Origin of the sequence: Collimonas sp. (assembly GCF_035566375.1) — a bacterium.
Taxonomy (GTDB): Bacteria; Pseudomonadota; Gammaproteobacteria; order Burkholderiales; family Burkholderiaceae_D; genus Collimonas.
This window is the reverse complement of record NZ_DATMRK010000031.1, coordinates 1-20,559: the sequence shown is the minus strand read 5'-3', so window position 1 is coordinate 20,559 and position 20,559 is coordinate 1. Positions and strand designations below refer to the sequence as shown.

17 protein-coding genes are annotated in these 20,559 nt (G+C 59.1%); 7 read left to right on the top strand and 10 right to left on the bottom strand.

Annotation, left to right across the window (positions count from 1 at the left end):
* Nucleotides 1–4 precede the first annotated feature (4 nt).
* From VNZ60_RS10270 to VNZ60_RS10255, 4 genes are all read right to left on the bottom strand, one after another.
* Nucleotides 5–1,015: an alpha-E domain-containing protein gene (locus VNZ60_RS10270; RefSeq protein ID WP_325658752.1), complete on the bottom strand. Its 1,011-nt coding sequence runs from the start codon at nt 1,013–1,015 to the stop codon at nt 5–7.
* A 1-nt stretch (nt 1,016) separates the two neighbouring features.
* Complete coding sequence (locus VNZ60_RS10265; RefSeq protein WP_325658750.1) at nt 1,017–2,432, bottom strand: circularly permuted type 2 ATP-grasp protein; 1,416 nt, start codon at nt 2,430–2,432, stop codon at nt 1,017–1,019.
* A gap of 293 nt (nt 2,433–2,725) precedes the next feature.
* The gene (locus VNZ60_RS10260) at nt 2,726–3,163 is read right to left on the bottom strand and encodes a cupin domain-containing protein (protein WP_325658748.1); all 438 of its coding nucleotides are present in this window, start codon (nt 3,161–3,163) and stop codon (nt 2,726–2,728) included.
* Nucleotides 3,164–3,197: 34 nt separating this feature from the next.
* A complete protein-coding gene (locus tag VNZ60_RS10255) occupies nt 3,198–3,851 on the bottom strand; it encodes a glutathione S-transferase (protein ID WP_325658747.1) in 654 nt (217 codons plus the stop codon).
* A 142-nt stretch (nt 3,852–3,993) separates the two neighbouring features.
* On the opposite strand from VNZ60_RS10255, the gene VNZ60_RS10250 reads away from it, so the two are divergent.
* The 4 genes from VNZ60_RS10250 to VNZ60_RS10235 all read left to right on the top strand — a co-directional run bounded on the left by VNZ60_RS10250 (nt 3,994) and on the right by VNZ60_RS10235 (nt 12,269).
* On the top strand, nt 3,994–5,226 hold the full coding sequence (locus VNZ60_RS10250) for a polyhydroxyalkanoate depolymerase (RefSeq protein ID WP_325658746.1): 1,233 nt from the start codon (nt 3,994–3,996) through the stop codon (nt 5,224–5,226).
* A gap of 67 nt (nt 5,227–5,293) precedes the next feature.
* The gene (locus VNZ60_RS10245) at nt 5,294–8,656 is read left to right on the top strand and encodes a transglutaminase family protein (protein ID WP_325658744.1); all 3,363 of its coding nucleotides are present in this window, start codon (nt 5,294–5,296) and stop codon (nt 8,654–8,656) included.
* Nucleotides 8,657–8,778: 122 nt separating this feature from the next.
* On the top strand, nt 8,779–11,337 hold the full coding sequence (locus VNZ60_RS10240; protein ID WP_325658742.1) for a circularly permuted type 2 ATP-grasp protein: 2,559 nt from the start codon (nt 8,779–8,781) through the stop codon (nt 11,335–11,337).
* Complete coding sequence (locus tag VNZ60_RS10235; RefSeq protein WP_325658740.1) at nt 11,334–12,269, top strand: transglutaminase family protein; 936 nt, start codon at nt 11,334–11,336, stop codon at nt 12,267–12,269. Before VNZ60_RS10240 ends, VNZ60_RS10235 begins: the two co-directional genes overlap by 4 nt.
* Nucleotides 12,270–12,590: 321 nt before the next feature.
* Here VNZ60_RS10235 and VNZ60_RS10230 read toward each other — a convergent pair whose 3' ends face one another.
* Nucleotides 12,591–12,992 carry a hypothetical protein gene (locus VNZ60_RS10230; protein WP_325658738.1) on the bottom strand — a complete coding sequence of 134 codons (402 nt, stop codon included), beginning with the start codon at nt 12,990–12,992 and terminating at the stop codon, nt 12,591–12,593.
* Nucleotides 12,993–13,147: 155 nt separating this feature from the next.
* On the opposite strand from VNZ60_RS10230, the gene VNZ60_RS10225 reads away from it, so the two are divergent.
* On the top strand, nt 13,148–13,924 hold the full coding sequence (locus VNZ60_RS10225; RefSeq protein WP_325658736.1) for an SDR family NAD(P)-dependent oxidoreductase: 777 nt from the start codon (nt 13,148–13,150) through the stop codon (nt 13,922–13,924).
* Here the strand turns inward: VNZ60_RS10225 and VNZ60_RS10220 are convergent.
* The 4 genes from VNZ60_RS10220 to VNZ60_RS10205 are packed head-to-tail and all read right to left on the bottom strand — an operon-like array spanning nt 13,921 to nt 18,618.
* The gene (locus VNZ60_RS10220; RefSeq protein WP_325658734.1) at nt 13,921–15,957 is read right to left on the bottom strand and encodes a sodium:solute symporter family protein; all 2,037 of its coding nucleotides are present in this window, start codon (nt 15,955–15,957) and stop codon (nt 13,921–13,923) included. The two genes, VNZ60_RS10225 and VNZ60_RS10220, sit on opposite strands and share 4 nt — an antisense overlap.
* Complete coding sequence (locus tag VNZ60_RS10215) at nt 15,954–16,220, bottom strand: DUF4212 domain-containing protein (protein WP_325658732.1); 267 nt, start codon at nt 16,218–16,220, stop codon at nt 15,954–15,956. The genes VNZ60_RS10220 and VNZ60_RS10215 overlap by 4 nt, the downstream gene beginning before the upstream one ends.
* Nucleotides 16,221–16,267: 47 nt before the next feature.
* Entirely contained in the window at nt 16,268–17,875 is a 1,608-nt protein-coding gene (locus VNZ60_RS10210; protein ID WP_325658730.1) for a sensor histidine kinase, read from the bottom strand.
* Between the two features lie 8 nt (nt 17,876–17,883).
* Nucleotides 17,884–18,618, bottom strand: a complete 735-nt coding sequence (locus VNZ60_RS10205) for a response regulator transcription factor (RefSeq protein ID WP_325658728.1) — start codon at nt 18,616–18,618, stop codon at nt 17,884–17,886.
* Nucleotides 18,619–18,885: 267 nt separating this feature from the next.
* On the opposite strand from VNZ60_RS10205, the gene VNZ60_RS10200 reads away from it, so the two are divergent.
* Both VNZ60_RS10200 and VNZ60_RS10195 read left to right on the top strand, forming a co-directional pair.
* On the top strand, nt 18,886–19,146 hold the full coding sequence (locus tag VNZ60_RS10200) for a hypothetical protein (protein WP_325658727.1): 261 nt from the start codon (nt 18,886–18,888) through the stop codon (nt 19,144–19,146).
* A gap of 233 nt (nt 19,147–19,379) precedes the next feature.
* Nucleotides 19,380–20,336, top strand: coding sequence for a Tim44 domain-containing protein (locus VNZ60_RS10195; protein ID WP_325658726.1), 957 nt, complete (start codon nt 19,380–19,382; stop codon nt 20,334–20,336).
* Between the two features lie 2 nt (nt 20,337–20,338).
* On the opposite strand, the gene VNZ60_RS10190 is transcribed toward VNZ60_RS10195, so the two are convergent.
* On the bottom strand, nt 20,339–20,559 hold a 221-nt coding region (locus tag VNZ60_RS10190; RefSeq protein ID WP_325658724.1), incomplete at its 5' end, for a hypothetical protein.

Here is a 20,559-nt window from a genome sequence, read left to right as displayed (position 1 = left end):
GGTATCAGGTATTGAGGGGCACCAGGAAATCGCGGCTGATGCGATTGCCGAGTTCGAAGATGCGCTCAAAGAAACGGGTCAGGTAGTCATGCAGGCCGGCGTCGAGAATTTCATCGAGATTGCTGAATTTCAGGTCGGCATGCAATTTCCCCGCGAAACGTTCGGTGTCGGAAGATGTGTCGTTATGCACATGCTTCAGATTGCCGACCACCTGTTCCATGCAAGACAGCAGCGAGCGCGGCATGTCCGGCCGCAAGATCAGCAAGTCAGCCACGCGGGCAGGAGTGATCACATCGCGATACACCTTGCGGTAAATTTCAAAACCGGAGACGGAACGCAGAATCGCCGCCCAGTAGTAGAAATCGATTTGCGGATTGGCGATGTCGTCCTGCTCTTTATGGCTTTGGCTTTGACTTTGCTGCTGGCCGTTTTGCGAGCCTTTCTTGTAAGCGCCTTCCTTGGCGCCGTGGAATTTGACATCGATGATGCGCGCCGTATTGTCAGCGCGTTCCAGGAAGGTGCCGAGGCGGATAAAGTGAAATGCTTCGTCCTTAAGCATGGTGCCGATGGTGACGCCGCGCGACAGATGCGAGCGATGTTTGACCCACTCGAAAAATTCGCTCGGATTTTGCTCCAGCGCATCGGTCTGCAGGTAACCCTGCATCTTGATCCAGGTGGCGTTCTGGATTTCCCAGGCTTCGGTGGTCAGCGCGCCGCGTACTGCGCGTGCATTCTCACGCGCCTGTTTCAGGCAGGAGGCAATCGAAGAAGAATTGCTGGGATCGCGCACCATGAAATCAATCACGTCTTTTTGCGTCACCACGCTGTATTTCTTGTCGTAGGCATGGGTCAGTTCAGAAATGCCGAGGACGGCGCGCCAGCCTTTTTCGACATCTTCGACCGATTGCGGCAGCAGCCCGGTTTGTACGTGCACGTCCAGCATGCGGGCGGTATTTTCTGCCCGCTCGGTGTAACGGGCCATCCAGAATAAATGATCGGCGGTGCGACTGAGCATGTTATTTCTCCAGAATCCAAGTATCTTTAGTGCCGCCGCCTTGCGACGAGTTGACTACCAGCGAGCCTTCCTTGAGGGCGACGCGGGTCAGGCCGCCGCGCACCAGGGAGACATTTTTGCCGGATAGTACAAACGGCCTCAGATCCAGATGACGCGGCGCGATGCCGGATTCGACATAGGTCGGGCAAGCGGATAAAGCCAGGGTCGGCTGGGAAATATAACCATCCGGCTTGGCGATCACCCGCTGGCGGAAATCTTCGATTTCCTGCTTGGTCGAGGCCGGTCCGACCAGCATGCCGTAACCGCCGGCGCCATGCACTTCCTTGACCACCAGATCCTTGAGATTGTCGAGGGTGTATTGCAAATCCTCTTTCTTGCGGCACTGGAAAGTCGGGACATTGTTGAGGATCGGCTTTTCCGATAAATAGAACTGCACCATGTCCGGCACAAACGGATAGACCGATTTGTCATCGGCGACGCCGGTGCCGATGGCGTTGGCCAGCGTGACGTTACCTGCCCGATACACCGACAGCAGACCCGGCACGCCGAGCGACGAATCAGGACGGAAGGCGAGCGGATCGAGATAGTCGTCGTCGATCCGGCGGTAGATCACGTCGACCCGCTTGGGGCCGCGCGTGGTGCGCATGTAGACCGCGTTATCGCTAACAAAAAGATCCTGGCCTTCGACCAGTTCCACACCCATCTGCTGGGCCAGGAAAGCGTGTTCGAAGTAGGCTGAGTTGTACATCCCCGGTGTCATCACCACCACCGTCGGATCGGTCACGCCGACCGGCGCCACCGAACGCAGATTATCCAGCAGCATGTCGGGGTAGTGATCGACAGGCGCAATCTTGTGGCGCAAGAACAGCTCGGGGAACAGCCGCATCATCATCTTGCGGTTTTCCAGCATGTAAGAGACGCCGGAAGGCACCCGCAGATTATCTTCCAGCACGTAAAACTCGCCCTGGCCGGCACGCACGATATCGACCCCGGCAATGTGCGCATAGATATCCGAAGCCACCGAGATGCCCTGCATTTCGGGGCGGTACTGGGCGTTGCGGAAAATCTGTTCGGCTGGTATCACGCCTGCCTTGACGATATTCTGGTCGTGATAGATATCGTGGATGAACATGTTGAGCGCCTTGACGCGCTGGATCAGCCCGGCTTCCAGTTGCGCCCACTCTTGCGCATGGATGATGCGCGGAATGATGTCGAAGGGGATCAGGCGTTCAGTGCCGGCGTCGTTGCCATACACGGCGAAGGTAATCCCGACTCGGCGGAAAATCAGGTCGGCTTCGGCGCGTTTGCGAGCGATGGTTTCGGCGGACTGGGCCGCTAGCCAGGAAGCAAATTCATCATAGTGCGGACGCACCGACGACTTGCCATCGGAGTACATTTCATCGAAAAAATTTGCCATAATCTTGCTTTGCTGTGGTTTGATCGGAAACTATCAAGTAGCTATCAAGAAGCGTGCCCGTAGCGAGCTTTGGAGCTGTTTGTTGCCGGGTTTTTTGCCTGGATTGCTGCTTAAAATATTGCTGAAATTATTGTTTATTAAGCATCAACTAATTCAAAGACTAACATGCGGTCTTGTTTTTTGAATAGGCTTTATTTTCGGCAATGCTACGTCCGCTCTTAGCAAATTTTGCGTAATTTGGGTGCTGGCCTCCGTGATGTTTTGATTGCAAAAAGGTGTAAATCAAATCTCGCTCAATCCGCCTGAACCCACGGTGTCGGCGCCGGCACGGCGCACGGGCCGGGCATGTCGATCGAAGTAAATGCCGCCGGGCTAACGATTTCAAGATACTCCATGTCTTCCGAGTAGTCGAATAAAAAATGCACAATACCGGGGCGCTGATGCACGCAGTCGCCGGCCTTAACCAGTGTTTCCTTATCTTCGTACATGAAGCGGGCCCAACCCTTGAGCATGTAGACGATATGGAAATCGGCTTCATGCCGATGCCAGCCGGTGCCGACTTCCGGCGCCATATTGGCCTTCACCAGATGCGCCACCACCTTGCCGCCGGTGGCGGCGGCGATGCCGAGATCGCGATACAGGAAAAAATCGCGCAGACCGCCCGATTGGAATTCTGTGTCGCCCTCACGGACATGGGAGAACAAATTGGTCGTGCTGGTATCTGTATCCATCGCAGCTATCCTTTCACTTTAGGTGCGCGGCTTCTTAAAACTCCACATCCAGTTCATTGATATCGTCCGGCTCCAGCTTGGCGGCGTCGATCCATTCCTGCATTTCCGGCATCGCTATGATGCGCTTGCAATAAGCGCTGCAGACCGAATCCAGTTTCACATCGTAAGTCAGGAAACGGGTCGCCACCGGCGCATACATGGCGTCGGCCATTGAACGCTCGCCAAACAGGTATGGTCCGCCATAAGTCGCCAGGCATTGTTTCCAGATGGTGGTGATGCGTTTGATGTCAGCCTCGGCCCGCGACCACACCTTGAAATCAGGAAAGCGCGCCTTGATGTTCATCGGCAGCGCCGAGCGCAGGGCGCTGAAGCCGGAATGCATTTCACCGCAGATCGAGCGGCAGTGCGCACGCGCGGCGCGATCCGCCGGCAGCAACCCGGCCTTGGGCCGGATCTCGTGCAGATATTCACCGATGGCCAGGGTATCCCAGACCACGATATTGCCGTGATACAGGCAAGGCACCAGGATCGACGACGACAGCAGCAGGATTTCGGCGCGGGCGTCCGGATCCTCCGGCGAGATCATGTTTTCCTGGAATTCGAGGCCGGAAAACCTGGTCAGCAGCCAGCCGCGCAACGACCATGACGAATAGTTTTTACTGGTAATGCTCAAAGTGGTCTTAGGCATGGCAATATTCTTCCGTATTGGATCGAAAGTGTTTTTGATTGGCAAACCGTTTGATGACTACTGAGCAAGGGTCGTGCCAGAGATATGGGCATGGATATTGCACCTGCGATGTTTGCCTGCACTCCAATAACAGGGTAGTACCATGACGAAAATTTACCAGGCATATCAGGGCTATGCGGATCTCAGCGATCCGATGCGCCTATTTGCGGGCACTGCTGCACCGTTGTTGAACTATCGCTGGCCGGGCTGGCCCGATAGCCTGATGCTGCGCAAAATGGCTGCGGCCTGCGAAGTGTTTTCGTGCACCCGGTTGACGCACCAACGCCCTGCATTCGGGATAAGCAGCGCGGCGGAAAATGGCTGCACGGTTTCGGTGCATGAAGAGGTGGCCGACCAGACGCCGTTTTGTACTTTGCTGCGTTTCCGCAAGGAAACCAAGGCGGAGCAACCGCGCGTGTTGGTGATAGCGCCGATGTCGGGGCACTTTGCCACCTTGCTGCGCGGCACTGTCAGCACGCTCTTGCGCGATCACGACGTCTATATCACCGACTGGCACAACGCCCGCGACGTGGCCCTCGGCGATGGCCGTTTCGGCTTTGACGAATATGTCGCCCACCTGATCCGCTTCATCGAAAAGATCGGCCCCGGCACGCATCTGCTAGCTGTCTGCCAGCCGACCGTGGCGGCGCTGGCGGCAGTCTCGGTGATGGCTGCCGAACGGCATCCGGCGCAACCCTCCAGCATGACCCTGATGGCCGGCCCGATCGATACCCGCATCAATCCGACTGCAGTCAATCAGTTAGCGAAAAGCAAACCGATAGAATGGTTCGAAAGCAATCTGGTGAGCACCGTTCCCGGTCGTTTCGTCGGCAGTCAACGCCTGGTCTACCCCGGCTTTCTGCAACTGAATGCCTTCATGAGCATGAACCTGGAACGCCACCTCAAAGCCTTTCAAAACCTGTACAACTATCTGGTCGACGGCGACGACGAAAAAGCCAATGTCATCAAGACTTTTTACGCCGAGTATTTCGCCATGTCGGATCTGGCTGCGGAGTTTTATCTGGAAACCGTACAGAGCGTGTTTCAGGATCATGCGCTGCCGCTAGGGGAATTGCAGGCCTTAGGGCGTACCATAGAACCGGCGGCGATCCGCCGTACCGCATTGTTTACCGTAGAGGGGGAGAAGGATGACATCTGCGCGGTAGGCCAGACCGTGGCCGCCCAGGACATGTGCAGCGGCATACGGCCGTATATGAAGACGCATCATGTGCAAACCGGGGTTGGTCATTACGGCGTGTTCAACGGCCGTCGCTGGGACAATGAAATTTATCCGCGTTTGCGCGATTTCATCCATAGCCATCATCAGTATCAGTAGCTTTTTGTTTGTGGCAGCTGCAGAAGTTCATAAGCTGAACGATTATTGATTGTCGCAGAGGATATTTATGTCAATTCACGTAGCACTCAATCATCTCACCACCTATCGTTACGAGCGTCCGATCAGCCTGGGGCCTCAAATCATCCGCCTGCGGCCGGCGCCGCATTGCCGCACCCGCATCCTGAGTTATTCGCTGCGGATACTGCCGGAACCGCATTTCATCAACTGGCAGCAAGACCCGCAGGCCAACTACCTGGCGCGGCTGGTGTTTCCGGAAAAGACCAGCGAATTCCGGATCGAGGTCGATCTGGTGGCTGAAATGTCGGTGCTCAATCCCTTCGATTTTTTTCTTGAGCCGTATGCCGAGAAGGTACCGTTTTCCTACGCGCCGGAATTGCAGAACGAACTTGAGCCGTATCGCAAGAAACTGCCGCTGACGCCCCTGCTGCAAAAATTCCTGGATCAGGTGCCGCGTGAACGGATCCGCAGCGAGGATTTCCTGGTCAGCCTGAATCAGCAACTGGCGCAGATGATCAGCTATACCATCCGCATGGAGCCGGGCGTGCAGACGCCGGAGCAGACTTTAAGCCTGGGCTCCGGTTCCTGCCGCGATTCCTCCTGGCTGCTGGTGCAGATACTGCGCTATCTGGGGCTGGCGGCGCGTTTTGTGTCGGGCTACCTGATCCAGCTCACGGCCGATCAGAAATCGCTGGACGGCCCCTCCGGTCCACAAGCCGATTTTACCGACCTGCACGCCTGGTGCGAGGTGTATCTGCCCGGCGCCGGCTGGATCGGCCTCGATCCCACCTCCGGCTTGTTTGCCGGGGAAGGGCATATCCCGTTGTCATGCACGCCGGAGCCGTCCTCGGCAGCGCCGGTCAGCGGCATGGTCGAGCCATGCGAAGTCAGTTTCGAACACGCCATGAGCGTGAGCCGGATCTGGGAATCGCCGCGCGTCACCAAGCCGTATAGCGAGCAGCAATGGGAAGAAATTGAAGAGCTGGGCCACGCCATCGACGACGACCTGGATACGCTCGACGTCCGCTTGACGATGGGCGGCGAACCGACTTTCGTGGCGCTCGACCATCCCGACGGCGAGGAATGGAACACCGCCGCCATGGGCCCCACCAAGAAACCGCTGGCGGCCGAGCTCTACCACCGGCTGCGCCAGCAATATGCGGCACAAGGCTTACCGCATTTCGGCCAGGGCAAATGGTATCCGGGCGAACAATTGCCGCGCTGGTCGCTGAACTGCTATTGGCGCCGCGATGGCGAACCGATCTGGAGCACGCCGGCATTGATCGCCGACGAAACCCAGAAACAAGCCAGCGATGACACTATCGCCGAACGTTTTCTGCAAGGAGTCGCCGCGCGCCTGACGCTGGATCGCCAGCACGTGTTCGCCGCCTATGAAGACATCTACTATTACCTGTGGCGCGAACGGCGCCTGGCGATCAACGTCGATCCATCCGATGCGCGGCTGGATGACAAGCAGGAGCGGGCCAGATTGGCCAGGGTGTTTTCGCAAGGCCTGCGCAAAGTTGCCGGCTACGTATTGCCGCTGGCGCGCACCGCAGATGAACGCGGCTGGCAAAGCGGCAGCTGGTATTTGCGCGGCGAATACTGTTATCTGCTGCCCGGCGATTCGCCTTTAGGTTACCGTTTGCCGCTGGATTCGCAGCCGTGGGTCAAGAAGACCGATTACCCGTACGTGCATCAGCAGGATCCAACCCAGCAATTCCAGCCGCTGCCGGTAACGCAGCAAATCCGTCAGAAACTGGCAACCCCGGCTGCCGCTTCTGCCGTCGGCAAGGCAACCGCGGCGGATGCCGTGAAGTACAACTCGACCTCATACAGTTCGGCCTTCAACAGCGAAGCACAGACAGCGCCGGTGCCACTCGAATCGGCCGATCAGATTGCCCGCACCGCCTTGTGCGCAGAAGTGCGGCAGGGCGTGCTGTACCTGTTCATGCCGCCGCTGGCGCGGCTGGAGGATTATCTGGAATTGGTGACGGCGATCGAAGCCACGGCCCAGAGTCTGAAGCAGCCGCTGCTGATGGAAGGCTATGAGCCGCCCAGCGATCCGCGCCTGGGCAAGTTCAGCGTCACCCCCGATCCCGGCGTGATCGAAGTAAATATCCAGCCCATGCATAGCTGGAGCGAGCTGGTGGCCAACACCACCTTCTTATACGATGTCGCCCGCGAGACCCGTCTGACCACCGAGAAATTCATGCTCGACGGCCATCATTCCGGCACCGGCGGCGGCAACCATCTGGTGCTTGGCGGCGCCACCACCAGCGATTCTCCGTTCCTGCGGCGGCCCGACCTGTTGCGCAGCCTGATCAGTTATTGGCACAACCATCCGGCCTTGTCCTATCTGTTTTCCGGCATGTTCATCGGCCCCACTTCGCAAGCGCCGCGGGTCGACGAAGCGCGCAACGACGCCGTGGTCGAACTGGAACTGGCGTTTACCGAGATGGACAAGCAACTCGCCGCCGACGGCTGCGCACCGTGGCTGGTCGACCGGCTGCTGCGCAATCTGCTGATCGACGTTACCGGCAACACGCATCGCGCCGAGTTCTGTATCGACAAGCTGTATTCGCCCGATAGCAGCACCGGCCGCCTCGGCCTGCTGGAATTGCGCGCCTTCGAAATGCCGCCGCATGCGCGCATGAGCCTGACCCAGCAGTTGCTGCTGCGGGCGCTGGTGGCGCGTTTCTGGAAGACGCCGTACAAGCCGCCGCGCCTGGTACGCTGGGGCACCGAGCTGCATGACCGTTTCCTGCTGCCGCATTTCATCTGGCAGGATTTTTGCGATGTGATGGACGATATGCAGCAAGCCGGCTACGGCCTCAAGCCGGAATGGTTCGCGCCGCATTTCGAGTTCCGCTTCCCGAAAATCGGCGACTTTGCCGTGAATGGCATCGCGCTCGAACTGCGCACCGCGCTGGAACCCTGGCATGTGCTGGGCGAGGAAAGCCGTTCCGGCGGCAACGCCCGTTACGTCGATTCCTCGCTCGAACGTTTGCAGGTGAAAGTCAGCGGCATGGCGCCAGACCGTTATGTGCTGACCTGCAACGGCGTGCCGGTGCCCTTGCAGCCGACCGGCCGCGTCGGCGAATTTGTCAGCGGCGTGCGCTACCGGGCCTGGCAGCCGCCGTCGGCCCTGCATCCAACCATCGGCATCGATTCGCCCCTCACCTTCGATCTGGTCGACACCTGGAACGGCCGCAGCCTGGGCGGTTGCCAATACCATGTGGTGCATCCGGGCGGGCGCAGCTACGAGACCTTCCCGGTCAATGCATTCGAAGCGGAAAGCCGGCGTCTGGCGCGCTATTTCCGTCTCAATCACACCCCGGGGCCGATGCAGGTAACTACGCCGATAGCGTCCATCGAGTTCCCATTTACGTTAGACTTACGTCACTTCTAAGCACGCTCGGCAGTCACGGCCTGGAAGAGCCGCAGCGCAACTTTTTAGTTTGCGCTGCGGTTTTCCTCGCCCTGACGGCCGAGCCCGCATTCACCCATTTCAAGTGACGCAAGCCAGTTACTATGTACCAGCGCTTACTCGAGAGTTACCCCGCAGAGGCGGATCGTTACGACGAAATGCTGGAACCCGGCGGCCGTCTGCGGCCGCATTGGCGCACCCTGATCGATCAACTCGAAGGCTTGTCACCAGAGATTCTGCGGCGCCGTGCGCGCGAAGTGCGCGAGGCGATTGCCGCCGACGGCGTTACCTACAATGTCTACGCCGATCCGCAAGGCGCCAACCGGCCCTGGGAACTGGATCTGTTGCCACAGATCATCTCCGCCGATGAATGGCAAACTTTATCCGCCGCAGTCATCCAACGTGCGCGCCTGCTCAATGCGGTGCTGGCCGATCTGTACGGCCCGCAAACGCTGCTGTCCGAAGGCTTGCTGCCGCCGGCGCTGGTATTCGGCCAGCACGGCTACCTGTGGCCTTGCCGCGGCATTGAGCCGCCGGCCGGGATACATCTGCATTTGTATGCGATTGATCTGGCGCGTTCGCCGGACGGTCATTGGTGGGTCATGTCGGATCGTACCCAAGGACCGTCAGGCGCGGGCTACGCCTTGCAGAACCGGCAGATCATGTCGCGTGCGATGCCGGATACGGTGCGCGACATGCATGTCCAGTCGCTGCTGAAATTTTTCCACACGCTGCATGACAGCCTGAGCGCGCTGGCGCCGGCCGGCGGCGAAACGCCGCTAGTGGTGCTGCTGACGCCGGGCCCATATAACGAAACCTATTCCGAGCACGCTTTCCTGGCGCATACCCTGGGTTTCCCGCTGGTCGAAGGGGCTGACCTGATGGTGCGCGGCGACATGGTGTACCTGAAAACGCTGAGCGGTTTGCGGCGCGTCCATGCGATCCTGCGGCGGCTGGATGACGATTATTGCGATCCGCTCGAATTGCGCTCCGATTCCGCCCTCGGCATTCCCGGCCTGGTGCAGGCGGCGCGCCTCGGCAATGTGCTGATCGCCAATTCGCTCGGCAGCGGCGTGCTGGAATCGGGCGCCTTGCACGGTTTCCTGCCGGCCATCTGCCAGCGTTTGCTCGGCCAGCCGCTGGCGCTGCCGGCGGTAGCCTCGTGGTGGTGCGGCGAAAAACCGGCGCTCGATTACACCTTGGCCAATCTGGAGCAACTGGTGATCATGCCGGCGTTCCCATCGATGCGGATGCAGCCGGTCTACGGCCACAGCCTGAATGCGCAATCGCGCCAGCGCCTGGTCGAAAGCCTGCTGGCACAGCCGCATGCCTATGTGGCGCAGGAATGGGTGCGCTTGTCGCAGGCGCCGGTATTGTCGCGCAGCGGTGAGTATCGTCTGATGAGCCGCGCGGTCAGCTTGCGGGTATTCGTGGTCGCCGCCGCCGACGGCAGCTATCACGTGATGCCGGGCGGCCTGACGCGGGTCGCACCGCGCCAGCGCAAGGATGTGGTATCGATGCAGCAAGGTGGCGCCAGCAAGGATGTCTGGGTCTTGAGCCCGGTGCGCCCAGACGTGTGCGATGTGGCGACACCGATGAGCGCGCCGCTGGAGGAGATCGACGGCCGCCAGAGCGCTTTGGATGGTGCGCTCAACATGATCCGCAGCACGGTCGACATTTCCTCGCACGCCGGCGAAAACCTGTTCTGGATGGGCCGTTACGCCGAGCGTTGCGACAATCTGGCGCATCTGCTGCGGGCCACCCTGCAACGCAGCACCGATCTGCAGGGCGAAGCGCGCGAGACTTTCTACCAGCTCTGCGAAATCTGCCGCGGCCTCGGGATTGCTTTGCCGAGCGCGTCGGCGGCAGGGCGGCCAACCGTCAGCGCCATGCAGCAGGGATTGATTGCCGCCATCGCCGATCCTGCCGCCAGCGTCGGCATCGCCGGCAATCTGCGGCATTTGCATCATTGCGGTTACCAGGTGCGCGAACATCTTTCGCTGGACAACTGGCAAGCGCTCAACCGCATGCCCGGCCTGGTGGCCGACGTTAGCGGCCATGCCGGCCTGACGCCAGCCGCCGCGCTGCATATGCTTAACAACGTGATCCAGGCTTGCGTCGGCCTGGCCGGCCACGCGCTGGACGATATGACGCGCGACGAAGGCTGGCATTTCCTGATGCTGGGTCGGCACATAGAACGCATGACCCATCTGGCGGCCTTGTTCGGCCAGTTCCTGCGGCTGCCGCCGGAGCGTCAGAACCGGACGTTGCCGTGGTTGCTGGAATCGGCCAACAGCGTGGTCACCTACCGCGTGCGCTATCGGCGTGCGCCGGAATGGCTGCCGGTATTGCATCTGCTGGTGTTCGATGTCAGCAATCCGCACGGCATCGCCTTCCAGTTCCATATGCTGGAGCGCTATTTAAGCGATATTGCAGAACAGCTCGGCACCCTCAGCATGGATACGCCGGCGCATCTGTCGGCCGTGTTGCGCGAATTCGAATTGCAGGACCTGAGCCATGACTCCTTGTTTGTCGCCGACGCCCACGCGCGCCTGGTGCAACTGATGCGCGACGCCATCGCCGGCGCTTTCTCCTTGTCCGATGAACTGGCGCGGCATTTCTTTACGCCCCTGAACGCGCCGGTCAGCCAGGGAGTGTCATGATGAGCGAATATACCTATCACATCCGCCACGACACCCATTACGCGTATTCACAAGCGGTGCGCCTGTCGCATCAGATGCTGCGCCTGACGCCGCGTTCGCTGCCATGGCAAACCTGCACATCGCACGGCATCAGCATCACGCCCGAACCGCAAAATCTGCGCATGCTGCTGGATAGTTTCGGCAATCCGATGCAATCGTTTTCGCTGGAAAGCGACCATACCGATCTGCGCGCCCTGGCGGAATCCTGGGTGACGCTGACGCCGCGTCAATTGCCGTCAGTCACGCCGTCCTGGGAACAGGCACGCACCGCGCTCTCGTATCAGGCCGGTCAGTTCCTGCTGCCGGACGACCTGGAAGCCACGCGTTATCTATTTGAATCGGCCCATGTGCGGATCAAGCGCGAGCTGCTGACCTACGCCGCAGAATCGTTTACGCCCGGCCTGCCTTTGCTGGCCGGGATAGAAGCCTTGATGACGCGGATCTTTCAAGAGTTCACCTTCGACCCGCTGGCCACCACCGTCTCCACCCCGGTCACCGAGGTGTTCGCTACCCGCCGCGGCGTATGCCAGGATTTTGCGCACTTCATGCTGTCCTGTCTGCGCTCATTGGGTTTGGCAGCGCGCTATGTCAGCGGTTATCTGCTGACCGAACCGCCGCCCGGACAACCGCGCCTGATCGGCGCCGACGCTTCGCACGCCTGGGTATCGGTGTATTGCCCGGGATTCAATGGCCAAGCCAGCAGCTGGATCGACGCCGATCCGACCAACGGCATCTTCCCCGACACCAGCCACATCACGCTCGGCTGGGGCCGCGATTTTCTCGACGTCTCACCCTTGCGCGGCGTACTGATCGGCGGCGGCGAGCAAACCATGGATGTCGCGGTGACGGTATTGCCGGCGCATGAAGCACCGGGGTTTGGGTTTGCGGTTTGAGGCGTAAGAGTTTCACAAAACATGACAATGCCCTTGCCCGGTAGCGCTTAACAGACGCAGCTAACTGGGGTCAGAGCTAACTGGGGTCAGAGTGAACTTTCTGCGCGCCTTTTGCAGAAACTTCACTCTGACCCCACTTAGCGGGCCACGGAGTACATGTCTCACCGTTAAAAAAGAACAAAACCGCGTGGTGCGTTCTATCGTTCTCCGAATCCGTCATGTGGGGTCAGAGTCAAGTTTCGCGATAAAGCACTGCGAAAGTTGACTCCGACCCCAGATGACTCAGACCTTTATCAAACATCCCGCTGGGCACGGGAGCGCTTACGACTTGTCAATCGTAATATTCTTTCTTAAATCTGGCGGTACTTTTTCTAGGCTACGGGCGAATTCCATCAATCGAATTCTCGCTGCGCCAGTGGCCTGTCTGTATAGGAGCGTCAGTTCTACCAACTCGTCCAAGTCGTTCGTCTCTTGCGGAGCAAGTTCTTGTTCCCTGACAAATTTTGGTAACGTCCCATTTAGTATCCAGTCAACCCGATAGCCGAGATGCTTCTCTATGTTCTTGGCATATGGGTATCCCAGCTCCTGACCTGGATTCCTCATCAATTGACCGATCAAGGCTTTCGTACAACCAGCAATTTTCGCCAGCTTGGTTTGCTTGCCTCGTTCCGGGCCATCTAATTCGATAAGGATCACTTTGATCCGGTCGCCTATGTTTTCCATGGATAGCAATCTATACGAGCACATGGGTATTAAACTTTACATATATGTATATTTGAATATACTAATGATGCAAATATTGAAACATTGCGGCCACCGTCAAAGGTGGCGACAAATCATACGCATTGATTGCAACCGTAGATCACAAGGAAAGCACAATGAATCAACTTTCGACATACTTCCCCCTCAAAAACAAGGTAGCTCTCATCACCGGCGCAGCACGCGGCATGGCTTTGCACATTGCCTGCGCGCTGTCCGCCGCCGGGGCGCGTCTGGCGATTCTGGATGAGCGCGAGGGCGAGGGCCGGGCCATCACCGGGCTGCTCGGCGGCGGGCAGGGCAAGGCGAAATTCTGGAAACTCGATGTCAGCGATAGCAACGCAGTGCGCAAGGCGATGACTGCAGTCGAGACCCATTTCGGCCGCATCGATATCCTGGTAAACAGCGCCGGCGTCGATGCCGATAACCCCTACGCCGAGGGCGCAGCGTTGCGGCAATGGGGCAGGGCGATGCAGCTCAACGTCAACGGCAGCATTGTATGCAGCAAGCATGTGCTGCCGGCGATGGCGCGCCGTGGCGGCGGTGCTATCGTCAATGTGCTGTCGTTGTGCGGCATGCCGGGCGAGTGCCAGGAAGCGGCCGACCACGCCTCGAAAGCGGCGTTACGCATGGCGCAGATCAACGCCAGCCGCTATGCCTCGCAGAATATTCGGGTGCATTGCATCCAGCCCAGCGTGATCCGGCCGCCGGCACTGGCGGCGATGCTGCGTAAACAGGGCGATCTGAGTCAGGCCTTAGCCGATCGAGCCGAAGTGGAGCTGCGGGTGGGGCGCGGCTCGGCCACCGATGTCGCAGCGGCGATCTTGTATCTGGTGTCGGACGCGAGCCGCTTTGTCAGTGGCAGCGAGTTAGTGATTGACGCTGGATTCCGTTAAGGCTCCCGAATCTGATGCATCAACGCCACCGCGCGCGGATCCGGCGCCGGCGTCAGCAGGCTGACCACGATCAGCGCTAGCAAACCGGCCGGCACGCCAAAGATGCCGGCAGCCATCGGTGCGATATGAAACCATTCTCCGCCAACCGAACCACCCAGCGCCGGATACGTATGAAGCATGTAATAGATGCAGGTGCCGAAGCCGACCACGATCGCCGCGATCGCGCCCTGCTGGTTGCCGCGTTTCCAGAACACGCCCAGCGCCAGCACCGGAAACAAGGTCGAGGCCGCCAGCGAAAACGCTGCGCCCACCATCGACAGGATATCGCCCGGTTTCAAGGAGGCGGTGTACGCCGCCAGCAGCGCCACCACCAGCAACAGCAATTTGGACACCGTGACGCGCTTGGCGGTGGAGGCGTGCGGGTCGATCATCTTGTAATACACATCGTGCGACAGGGCGTTGGAAATCGTCAGCAGCAAACCATCCGCGGTCGATAGCGCCGCCGCCAGCCCGCCTGCCGCCACCAGCCCGGAAATGTAATAGGGCAGGCCGGCAATCTCCGGCGTCGCCAGCATGATCATGTCGCCGTCCAGGTTGATTTCCGAGAGTTGCACAATGCCGTCATGGTTGAGATCGACAATGCTGACCAGCGGATGGCTCTTGTCGATATTGGCCCAGTACGAAACCCATTCCGGCAGATGCGCGTAGTCGGAGCCGACCAGCGAGGTGTAGATGGTGTATTTCACCAGAGCCGCCAGCGCCGGCACGGTGAGGTAAATCAGTAGAATGAAAAACAGTGTCCAGAATACCGATTTGCGGGTTTCCTGCACCGACGGCGTGGTGTAGTAACGCAGCAGGATATGCGGCAGGGAAGCGGTGCCCAGCATCAGGCAAAACACCAGGGCCAGGAAATTATTTCGTTTGATATCGGATGCCTCTGCGGTGGCGCCGGGAAACGGCGTCGCCTGCGGTACCGGCGGCTCGGCGCGCGCCAGGTTGCTGGCTTTGTCCTGCTGCCATTTGCGCTCGGCTTCTTCCGGTGTTTTGGGATAGCTGTTCAAGGCCCGATTGGCGGCGCGGATTTCGATCAGCGAGCTGTTGTTGCGCTTCAGCTGCTCCAGATGCTGTTGCGCTTCAACCCGCCCCTGTTCCCACGATTTCGGCAAATTGCGCAGGCGTGCGTCGTAATCATCTGCATTGGCCTTGAAGATCGCCCGCACCTGAATTTCTTTCGGGTCGGCATTGAGTTTCTTTTCGATCTCGGTGATTTGCGACAGCACCGATCCGTAGGACATCGGCGCCACCGGATTGTGCGTATGTTGCGCCGACAGCCAGACCGCCGGAATCAGGTAGGCGAACAGGATAATGATGTATTGGGCCACCTGAGTCCAGGTAATCGCCCGCATGCCGCCCAGGAAAGAGCAGACCAGGATGCTGGCCAGACCGAGAAAAATGCCGACTGAAAAATCGACGCCGGTAAAGCGCGAGGTAATCAGGCCGACGCCGTAGATTTGCGCCACCACATAAATGAAGGAAATCACCACCGTAGCCGCCACCGCCAGTATCCGTATCGGATTGCTGGTGGTGTGGCCGCGGTAACGCGCCGCCAGGAAATCCGGGATCGTGTATTGGCCGAACTTGCGCAGATACGGTGCGATCAGCAAAGCCACCAGGCAGTAGCCGCCGGTCCAGCCGATGACGTAGGCCAGGCCATCGAAACCTTGCAGGAAGAGGCCGCCGGCCAGGCTGATGAAAGTGGCGGCGGAAATCCAGTCGGCGGCGGTTGCCATGCCGTTGAACAGGCCTGGGACTCGGCGTCCGGCGACATAGTATTCGGAGACATCGGAAGTGCGGCTCACGATGCCGATGCCGGCATACAGGACGATAGTGGCAAACATGAACAGATAGCCGATCCAGGTACGCGGCAAACCTTCTTTTTCGAGGATCGCCAGCACCAGCAGCAGCAGGATGAAACCGCCGGTGTACCAGCTGTAATAACGGACCAGGCGCCAGAAGAAAGATTTGTCGTTCATTGCTGCTCGCGGTCTGACTGGCGTTGATCTATTTTTTTCATTTGCCAGGTATATACCGCGACGATCAGCAGATACAGCAGCGCCAGTCCTTGCGCCGCCATATAAAACGATAGCGGCCAACCGAACCAGCTGATGCTGGATAACTCACGCGCAAAGAAGATCACGCCGAAGGTCAGCGCAAACCAGATCAGCAACAAGCCCAGCGTCAGTCGTCTGCTGCTTTGCCAATGACTGGCGGGATGGCGTGGGCGGGTTTTGAACATGGGCATGCTGGTCCGGTGGTGGGCTGTGGCTGTTAATGGAAATCTGTTTAATGGGAATCCGGACTGGAATCTATATCCGGCTTTCTCTGCAAACGAAAACAGACGCGCAACAAGCTGCCCGGCAGTTCCGGATCGCTGCTGCGCGGGTTGTAGGAAATCGTCACTTCGGCATCATGCTGCTGGGCGATCTCGCGCACGATCGCCAGCCCCAGGCCGCTGCCGCCGCGGCCGCTGTCGAGGATGCGGTAGAAGCGCTGGAACACATGGTCGCGCTCCGCCGGCGGAATGCCAGGGCCGGTGTCTTCGACCTCAAGTATCGCTAATTCTGGCGCCAGGCCTGCCGCCGGTTCAGCGCGTACCCGCACCGTGACCCGGCCCTCGACCGGGGTGTAGTGCAAGGCATTGTCGATCAGGTTGCCCAACAGCTCGCGCAGCATGAGCGGATTGCACAGCACCGGCAAGGCCTGCTCGGCTTGTTCGAAACCGAAATCGATGCGCTGGCTGAATGAGGCCTGGACCCAGTCCTGCACCACGGTACGGGCAAATTCCGATAAATCGACCTCGACAAACGGCGCGCTTTCCTGCGATTGGTTTTCCGCCCGCGCCAGCGACAGCAATTGATTCACCAGCCGGGTTGCCGATTCCGAGCTCTTTGCCAGTTGTTCCAGCGAACGGTGAATATCCTGCTGGCTGGTTTGCCGCAACGCCAGTTCGGATTGCATGCGCATGCCGGCCAGCGGCGTTTTCATCTGGTGGGCGGCGTCGGCAATGAAACGCTTCTGGGTCTGGATCGATAACGAAAGGCGCGACAGCATATCGTTGAGCGAGCGCACCAGCGGCGAGATTTCTTCCGGCACCTGGCCCGAATCGATAGGGCTCAGGTCATCCGGGCGGCGGGCCCGGATCCGTTGCTGCAATTCAGATAACGGCGAGAGGCCGCGCGATAGCGCAAACCAGATCAGCGCCAGCGCGATCGGCAGGATCAGGAACTGTGGCAGGATCACGCCCTTGATGATTTCGTTGGCCAGCCGGGCGCGTTTTTCCAGCGTTTCGCCGACCTGCACCAGCGCCAGCCTGGCCGGCGGCCGCGGCTGCCTCAGTTGTTCGGCTCCGGTCAGATTGGCCTCGGCCGCGCTGCGCAGATCGACATAGGTGTAAGCAATCCGCACATCGCTGCCGTGCACGGAACTGTCCCAAAACATGACCTTGCCGGGATGCGAAGTTTCATCTTCCACCGGTGGCAGATGCATGTCATGGTCGCCGTCGATATATTCGCCATGCGGCCCGGTGATCAGGTAATAGACATTGTCGACATCGTCGGCGCGCAGGAAATCGCGCGACGGGTCGGTCAGGCGCGTCACCACCTTGCCATTGACTTCGCTGACCTGTTGCGACAAGACCGTAACGCTATCGTCCAGCGCCTGGTCGAAAGGCTGGTTGGCGATCGATTTCGCCACCACATAGGTAATCGCGATACTGATCGGCCACAGCAGCAACAGCGGCACCAGCATCCAGTCCAGGATCTCGCCGAACAGCGAACGCTGCACCCGTTCTTCGGCTTGTGCTGCGGCCGGGGGCGTGGCGGGGTGAACAGTTGGGTGAGCAACCGAGGCCGACGAGCTTGGCTGCGCAGCCAGGGATTGAACGTCGCGCATGGCAAGCGTTAACGCTGGTTGGAAGAATCGACAGGGGGCAGCGGCGCAGCGGAGATTGCGGAACCGGTTTGCGGTTCGTTGATTTTTTCCAGGCAATAACCGAGGCCGCGCACCGTCGCAATCCGTACGCCGCCGATTTCTATCTTCTTGCGCAGGCGATGTACATACACTTCGATGGCGTTATTGCTGACTTCTTCGCCCCATTCGCACAGATGATCGACCAGTTGTTCCTTGGAAACCAGGCGCCCGGTGCGTTGCAGCAATACTTCCAGCAAACCGAGTTCGCGCGCCGACAGATCGAGCATCTGTTCATTGATATAGGCGATCCGTCCAACCTGGTCGTAACTCAGCGGGCCGTGCTTGATGACGGTCGGGCCGCCGCCGGCGCCGCGCCGGGTCAGTGCCCGTACCCGCGCTTCCAGTTCGGACAACTCGAACGGTTTGGCCATGTAATCGTCAGCGCCCAGGTCAAGCCCTTTCACTCGCTGTTCAAGCGAATCGGCGGCGGTCAGGATCAGCACCGGCAGCCGTGAATTACGGGCGCGCAGACGACGCAGCACTTCCAGTCCGGTCATTTTAGGCAGGCCCAGATCGAGGATCAGCAAATCGAAATCCTGGGTCGACAAGGCTGAATCGGCTTCCATCCCGTTCATTACGCAGTCGGTGGCATAACCCGACTGGCGCAGCGAACGCGTCAGTCCGTCGGCTAGAACACTGTCGTCTTCGGCAAGCAGAATGCGCATGATGGGGGTGTTTCCTGATGTTTCCGTATACGGTGGATGGAAGCTACTCCTTGTAGTCTATGGCGTTTCATTCCTCGCAGCAAGGTTGATAGTTAAATTGCAGCTTCTTTCTGTTTGGTATAATCATCGCCACCTATTCCGGCCTGGATCCGCTCTCCCACTTTGATGCGACGCTTACTGATTCTTTTGCTGATGTTTTTGCTGCCTATGCAAGTCTTTGCAGGGATGGCCGCATCTCTAGCAGATTCTCAAGCAAATGAGGTGGCGATGCTGACATGCCTGGCTCAGAACGAGGTCCAGCCAGAGATTCAGCAAAATGCACCGGCCTGCAAGGCTGACGCCGACTGTACTTCACAAGACAGCGCGGTCGACGATGTCGAGATGCATGTCGATCTCGGCGACGAGACGGTACCTGCCTTTCCCTTCGTCTTTGCCGCTGCGGCAATCGCTTCCACACCTGCGCTGAGCAACGATAAAGCGCGCCAACCGCCGTTTTTACCTCCGGTCGGGCCTCCACCCCGAGCCTAAGCGCCTCTGCGTCGCTTGCTATTGCAGCAGGCGGCGGGCGCCTCCCTATCTGCCGGGCAAACGTCCGGCGATTCCAACCATCCATTATGTTGACCGGCAGGCTGATGCGCGTCTGGCGCCTGGCTTTAATTCCGGGCCGGTTCAACCTCATGGCATGGCTGCGAAGTTATAAATATCAGTTTCAAAACTAGCGGTACCTATGGCCGTGATGGCATCAAATCTCAGGAGAAAGTATGAAGAAATTATTCGTGGCGCTGATCGTCGTCGCAATGACCTTGTCAGCCGGCATGTCGACCGTTGAAGCCAAGCGTATGGGCGGCGGCGGTTCCTTCGGCAAGAAATCGCAAAGCATGAACCGCCAGGCGGCGCCGGCGCAGAATCAAGCCAGTAATGCAGCTAAGCCGGCTGCCGCCGCAGCAGCACCGGCCGCTGCCGCAGCCGCCAAACCTAGCATGTGGAAAGGCATGCTGGGCGGCGCCTTGTTAGGATTGGGGCTGGGCGCATTGCTGTCGAGCATGGGCTTGGGCGGTGCAATGGCGGGCATGATCAGCAATATATTGATGATCGCCTTGTTCGCGATTGCCGCCATGTTCATCTACAAGCTGGTGCGCCGTAAAATGGGTAATGGCGCGGCCGGCAATAATGGCATGCGGCCGGCGTATGCTGCTGCGGCGCCTTCCAGCTTTACGCCGGAAATTGCTTCTCGCATTGAACAGCCTATGCAGCCTATGCAACGTGCAGCGTTTGATAGCGCACCTGCAGCCGCAGCGATGGGTGCCGGAGCCGCTGGCGTTGCTGCCTGGGGCGTCCCTGCGGATTTCGATAGCGTCGGTTTCCTGCGTCATTCCAAGACCTATTTCCTGCGTCTGCAAGCCGCATGGGACAAGGCCGACAGCAACGATATCCGTGAATTCACCACGCCGGAAATGTTTGCCGAGTTGCGCATGCAATTGCAGGAGCGCGGCGCCTCGGAGAACCATACCGACGTCGTCACGCTCGACGCCGAATTGCTCGGAATCGACACCGTCGATACCGAATACCTGGCCAGCGTCAAGTTCACCGGCATGATCAAGGAAGACGGCGCTGCTGTTGCAGCACCGTTCGCCGAGGTCTGGAATTTGTCCAAGCCGACCGCAGGGCAGGGCGGCTGGATACTGGCAGGGATAGAACAAGTCGAGCAAAACGGCTGAAACTAGCTTTCGGGTAGTTGCCGCTTAAGTTGTAACGCAAAAGCCGCCGGTGAGAAATCGCCGGCGGCTTTTCCTTTAGATACTGTATAGACCGGACACATGGGTAACACCTGTGCCGGGACATGGGTAACATATTTAAGCCTTACTTTCGTGGTTATGCAAGTCAATCTGACCGATGCGCTGGTGCGAGAAGAATAAATCGAAGACGCCGTCCCGATCTTGT